We start from the raw sequence: 880 nt of genomic DNA, 5'->3' as shown, positions 1-880 counted from the left end.
AGAGGGGCCAGGGGTGAGGGCGATGGAGAGTAGGGAACTCGAATCCCTGACCTCTGCGGTGCGATCGCAGCGCTCTACCAACTGAGCTAACTCCCCGTAGCTTTACCAGAATAACCCGAATCCGCAGCCAAGATCTCCCCCGCCTGCAACTCCAGCTTGGGAAAGACCTTTGAGGATACCGGATCGGATCCCTTCAGCTCCAGCACATCGTACCAGCCTTCATGAAGCAGCAGCAGGCTTACTTTTTCTTCCAGCGGATCGACAATCCAATACTCGCCAATTCCCAAAACGCAGTATTCCGCCCGCTTGGCCCGATAGTCTGCTGCCCGGCTGGACTCACTGACTACCTCCACCACCAGTAGCGGCGGCGGATCCTCCAGGCGAATCAACGCCTCTCTGGATCCCATCTCCTGCCACTGCTCCAGAGGCAGCACCACCACATCCGGGATCCGCACCGTAGCCCACCGATTGCCCCGCGGAGACTGGATCCCTGGGCTCCCCTGTATCGCTGTCCAGGGCAACTGCTGCCGTGCAATCTCTGCCTCGAAAACTCGGCTGAGAAAGTTTTGAATCTGCACATGCCGTCCGGTTGGAAGAGCCATGGGCACCAACTCCCCTGCCACCAGCTCATAGCGGGTATCACTGCCATCCGAATAAGCAAGGTATTCCGCCAAACTCAGGCGAGCTCTTGATGGTGCAGAAACGGATCCCATTGCCAAAGCCATAAACCGTCTCGGCCAAAAGTCTCTTTGCTGCCATACTAGCCTTGTCATCTCGCACAACCCCTCTCTTCCTCTGGGAGCAGGGCTGTGAGCGCTTGGGCCAGGGTTGGATGGAAGCTAACGCCGTTCCAGAAAATCGCGGCGCAGATCCCGAATCT

Annotated in this window: 1 protein-coding gene and 1 tRNA gene; both read right to left on the bottom strand. The window is 58.0% G+C overall.

Annotation, left to right across the window (positions count from 1 at the left end):
- Positions 1-23: 23 nt before the first annotated feature.
- A tRNA-Ala gene (locus tag NW819_RS14135) sits at positions 24-96 on the bottom strand.
- The gene (locus NW819_RS14130) at positions 87-773 is read right to left on the bottom strand and encodes a Uma2 family endonuclease (protein WP_414414135.1); all 687 of its coding nucleotides are present in this window, start codon (positions 771-773) and stop codon (positions 87-89) included. The genes NW819_RS14135 and NW819_RS14130 overlap by 10 nt, the downstream gene beginning before the upstream one ends.
- Between the last annotated feature and the right edge of the window lie 107 nt (positions 774-880).

Source organism: Synechococcus sp. R8-2, assembly GCF_047461715.1.
In the GTDB taxonomy this organism is placed as follows: domain Bacteria; phylum Cyanobacteriota; class Cyanobacteriia; order Thermostichales; family Thermostichaceae; genus Thermostichus.
The sequence above is the reverse complement of the archived record's forward strand: the minus strand, read 5'-3'. Positions and strand labels throughout refer to the sequence as shown.

What these genes read in the sequence shown, in the direction of transcription:
- NW819_RS14130 (WP_414414135.1), bottom strand. Translation starts at nt 773, where the DNA reads ATGACAAGGCTAGTATGGCAGCAAAGAGACTTTTGGCCGAGACGGTTT.